Consider the following 4,538-nt stretch of genomic DNA (forward strand, 5'->3'; position numbering starts at 1 on the left):
CCGCCTCCTCCAGCGGCTGGTGCGAGCCCTCGGTCACCCCGAGCGTGGTCGCGACCGCGCGGGCCACGAACCCGTCGCGTACCGGCACCAGGTCGACGAAAGCCCCGCCGGACGGGAACAGCGCCACGGCCTCCTCGGCCGCCACCGCGGCCAGCCGGGTCTTGCCCACCCCGCCCGGGCCTAGCAGCGTCACCAGCCGGGTCTGCTCGACCGCGGCCAGTACGGCGGCGCGCTCGGCCGCACGGCCCACGAACGTCGTCCCGGACACCGGCAACCCGGCCACCCGGCCCGGCTCCCGCTCCCCGGAGCGGGCCAGCTCGGCCAGCGCCCACCGGTCGGCCATGCCGTACTTGCGCAGCAGCGACGACACGTGACTCTCCACCGTGCGCACGGAGATGTGCAGCCGATTCGCGATCTGCGCGTTGGACAGCCGCGCACCCAGCGCGGCCAGCACCTCGGCCTCCCGCTCAGAGATCCGCTCCGCCACCCTTGGCCCCTTTCCGTGGCAGCATCCGTGGTGTTCTGCGGTCAGCACGGATGACCGCACCTCCCCGTCGGGGCGACGCTGGAGGCACCTGACAGGGGAGGACACCATGAACACCCTAACCGTGCGCCCCGCCGCAGAGCTGGACGAACTCCTCACCGCCGTACGCGGCGCGATCGCCCGCAACGCCGGCTGGCACGAGACCGCGTCGTACGTGGGGGACGCACTCCGCGAGCGCCTGCCCTCGCCCGGCCTGCTTCCCGCGGACCTGCTCAGCGGCGAGCGCGGCACGTACCACAGCCACCGCCTGCACGTGGAGCCGGACGGCTCGTTCTCGATGGTGGCCATCGCCTGGCAGCCCGGCGCGCTGACCCGCATCCACGACCACGTGACCTGGTGCGTGTTCGGCGTCCTGACCGGCGTGGAGTACGAGGACCTGTTCACCCTCTCCGAAGACGGCACGACCCTGATCGAGGCCGGCCACAACCCGAACACGACCGGCGAGGTCAGCGCCTTCGCCCCGCCCGGCGACATCCACCGTGTCCGTAACATCGGCGACGAGACCGCCGTCTCCCTGCACATCTACGGCACCGACCTGAACCGCATCGGCTCCAGCGCCCGCCGCTTCTACGACCTCCCGGTCCAGAGCTGACAGGAGATACGACATGACCACGCCGAAAGAGACCACCGAGATCCTGAACCGCCCGCTGAGCCAGGAGCTGCTGGCCCGCGACATCACCCGCCTGGCATACGTCGCCAAGGACGGCACGCCCCGGAACGTTCCCATCGGGTTCAGCTGGAACGGCACCGAGATCGTCATGTGCACCACGAAGAACGCCCCAAAGCTCGCCCACCTCCGCCAGAACCCGGCGGTCGCCCTGACGATCGACACCGAGGTACACCCGCCCAAGATCCTGCTCATCCGCGGCCAGGCCGAGCTCGACGTCACCGACGGCATCCCGGACGAGTACCTCGAGATGAACGGCACCTACCAGATGACGCCCGAGCAACGGGTCGAGTGGGAGGCCGGGGTGCGTTCGCTCTACCACGAGGGCATGGTCCGCATCGTCGTCACCCCGACCTGGGCGAAACTGATCGACTTCGAGACGACCCTCCCGAGCGCCGTCGAGGAACTGATCCAGCAGCAGGCCGAACGCCAGGCAACCGACTCCTAAGGGCAGGGGACATGACACTTAAGCGAATGGACCACGTCAGCATCGTCGTCGCCGACCTTGAGGCCGCCATCGCCTTCTTCACCGAACTCGGCATGGAGCTGGAGGGCAAGGCCCCGATCGAGGGACGCTGGGCGGAGCGGGTTCAACGGGTTCGACGACCTCCGCGTCGACATCGCGATGATGCGGACCCCGGACGACCACGGCAAGGTCGAGCTGACGAAGTTCCACTCGCCGGCGGCGATCAGCGCCGAACCGGACCCCGCACCGTCGAACACACTGGGCATCCGCAGCATCATGTTCGAGGTCGACGACATCGAGGACACCGTCGCTCGCCTGAGCCCCCACGGCGCCGAACTCATCGGCGAGATCGCGCAGTACGAGGACATCTACCTGCTCTGCTACGTCCGCGGCCCCCAGGGCATCATCGTCGCGCTGGCCGAGCAGCTTCGGTGAGGAGCGTGACCTGCTGCTGCGCCCAGCAATCGGACTGCTGGACGGCGACCTCCACGCCGCAGCCGGCACAGACGAGTACGAAGATCATTACAATTGGCACAGGCCACATCGGACGCTTGGCCAGGCCAGTCCGCTGACCAAGCTCCCTGAGCCCACGAACCTAGATGAATTCAAGGTCCGGCGGCGTGACCCTCTCGGCGGCATCGTTCATGAATATTCCCAGGTCGCATGACGTGGACGAGGTTTTCGGCACGGACACGCAGACCAGGGCCGTCGCAGGCAGGCCCGGGTGCCCGAGGACCTGGCGTTTGCGACCAAACCCGAACTGGGCCGGCAGATCCTGGCCGAGTTGCACGCCGAAGGCCGACTGCCGGCGTGGGTGATCGGAGACGAGGTCTACGGCGCCCACCCGGGCCTGCGCACCTGGCTGGAACAACCGGGGGTCGACACCGGCTACGTGCTGGGGATCTCCAAATCGACACCGGTCGCCCTCGGCAAGAACACCAAGGTCAGGGCCGATGAGGCGCTGAAGACGCTCATCGCCTCCGACTGGGTCATCGACTCCTGCGGGGCGGGTTCCAAAGGCGAACGCCGCTACGCCTGGGCCTGGCTCGGCACCGCCGACCCCCGCCGCCACCTGCTGATCCGCCGCAGCCAGGCCCCGAACACCAAAGGCATCCGCGAGGTGGCGTTCTTCTTGTGCTTCGTCCCTCAAGAACGGCCCGTGACTGTCAACCTACTCACCCACACCTGGCACGACCTCGAACACCACCTGCGCTGGCACATCTGGCGACGACGCCATCAAGCCCGCGCCCGCTGGTTCCACCAGCGAGCCCGACTCACCCACCGATGACCAGATCACGATCTCGGACTGCCGTACCAGCGACGCCGTCACCGAATCCGCGCCGGGGGCCGTTCGGCGACGAAGCCGAGGAGAGGTAGCGCAGTGGGCGGCGCCGCGGACACGGCCCGGCGGCGTGGTCGTTGCCGACCGCGTGGCAGTGATCGGTGGTGGCCTCGACACCGATGGTGAAGCATGACCTGATGCTCAGCGTTGGCTGATGTTCCGAGTCCTACGCTGAGCGATATAGCCGACGCGTCAGGCGAGGATTTCATGAGAATGCACCGCATCGGAAAAATAGTGCATAGTGTGGGGATTTCGACCGTTCGGTATGGACTTGTGATCAACCTTCTGGAGATCGGGCGATTAAAATTTGAAGACTACGAGGTAGAAAATATTCGTCCCCTCGTAACCTCAAGCCCCCCGTTCTCGTGGCTTATCACCAGATTGGGGGAGAAGAAGGTCGCTAGGTTGATCGGCGTCACTGAAATCGTTCTGGGCTCGCTGATCGGAGCAAAACCGATTGCGCCGAGAGCGTCAGCCCTCGGCAGCCTCGCCGCCGTCGGCATGTTCGCCACCACCCTCAGCTTCCTGGCTACGACACCCGAGGCGTGGCAAGAGACACGCGGGGAACCGAAGCTGTCCCTCGCGGGGCAGTTCCTGGTGAAGGACGTCGTGCTCCTCGGAGCCTCCTTGCTGACGGCCGCGGACGCCCTGCAAGCCGCCGAGTGCCGGTAGCTCAGGGCCTGGCGCTGGGTACCGGTCCACCGCGCTCGGCCCTGGCCCAGGGCTCGGGTTGCGGGTGGCCTTTCTGCTCAGGTCCAGGGCAGGTCGGCGATGCGGTCAAGGTAGTCGGTGTGGAGCCTCCGGAGCTGTCCTCCGCTGTCACGTTGATCGACTCCGCCATCGACTCGGCCGCGGAGTGGGCTGCGTGTCGCCCGTCCTGTGGGAGGACGGCGCTCTTGGGTCCGCCGGCGGGCGGGCTCGATTCGCTCCATCAGTTGGAGGCGTTTGAGCGTTGCCAGGGGCTACGCGGCCGAGATCCTTCATGGTTTTCGGCCAGGGGGATCCGGAGGACGAAACGTGCCCCGCCCCACGCTGAGTCTTCGACGTGGAGGTTGCCGTTGTGGGCGTGGGCGATGTCGCGGGCGATGGCGAGGCCGAGGCCGGTGCCTCCGCAGTCGCGGCTGCGGGCCGAGTCCAGCCGGACGAAGCGGTGGAAGATGCGTTCACGGTCGGCTTGGGCGATTCCTTCTCCGTCATCGGTGATGGCCAGTTCGGCGCTGTCGCCCGTACGGTGCAGCTCGATCCGTATCGTCTGGGTGGCATGACGGTGGGCGTTGTCGAGCAGATTGGTGAGCATTCGGGCCACGTGGGGTGGGACGGCATCGACGGTCACCTCGGAGTCGAGATGAAGTTGTACTTGGTGGTCCGCCCTGTGGACGACCGCGGCCAGGACCAGCGCCGTGAGGTCGATCTGCTGCATGGTCGGCTGGGTGTTCGCCCCCAACTTGGTCAGCAGGAGTAGATCGGTGGTGATGCTCTGCACCCGGTCGAGGTCATGGAGGGCGTGATCAAGGAGCTG

At 67.3% G+C, this 4,538-nt stretch carries 5 protein-coding genes and 2 pseudogenes; 5 read left to right on the forward strand and 2 right to left on the reverse strand.

Annotation, left to right across the window (positions count from 1 at the left end):
• Positions 1–487: response regulator transcription factor (locus HKK72_RS36300; RefSeq protein WP_222721593.1), on the reverse strand; the 487-nt coding region annotated here is incomplete at its 3' end.
• Between the two features lie 106 nt (positions 488–593).
• Here HKK72_RS36300 and HKK72_RS36305 point away from each other — a divergent pair.
• From HKK72_RS36305 to HKK72_RS36325, 5 genes and pseudogenes are all read left to right on the forward strand, one after another.
• Positions 594–1,136 carry a cysteine dioxygenase family protein gene (locus HKK72_RS36305; protein ID WP_187238923.1) on the forward strand — a complete coding sequence of 181 codons (543 nt, stop codon included), beginning with the start codon at positions 594–596 and terminating at the stop codon, positions 1,134–1,136.
• Between the two features lie 13 nt (positions 1,137–1,149).
• Complete coding sequence (locus tag HKK72_RS36310; RefSeq protein ID WP_187238924.1) at positions 1,150–1,659, forward strand: pyridoxamine 5'-phosphate oxidase family protein; 510 nt, start codon at positions 1,150–1,152, stop codon at positions 1,657–1,659.
• 26 nt (positions 1,660–1,685) lie between these two features.
• Positions 1,686–2,112 (forward strand): annotated as a pseudogene (locus HKK72_RS36315) (VOC family protein).
• A gap of 274 nt (positions 2,113–2,386) precedes the next feature.
• Positions 2,387–2,965: pseudogene (locus tag HKK72_RS36320) on the forward strand (transposase); the annotation flags it as partial.
• A 261-nt stretch (positions 2,966–3,226) separates the two neighbouring features.
• Positions 3,227–3,691: a YkgB family protein gene (locus tag HKK72_RS36325; protein WP_187238926.1), complete on the forward strand. Its 465-nt coding sequence runs from the start codon at positions 3,227–3,229 to the stop codon at positions 3,689–3,691.
• Positions 3,692–3,950: 259 nt separating this feature from the next.
• Here the strand turns inward: HKK72_RS36325 and HKK72_RS36330 are convergent.
• On the reverse strand, positions 3,951–4,538 hold a 588-nt coding region (locus tag HKK72_RS36330; protein WP_187238927.1), incomplete at its 5' end, for a sensor histidine kinase.

The sequence above is a fragment of the Actinomadura sp. HBU206391 genome (assembly GCF_014323665.1).
In the GTDB taxonomy this organism is placed as follows: Bacteria; Actinomycetota; Actinomycetes; order Streptosporangiales; family Streptosporangiaceae; genus Actinomadura_C.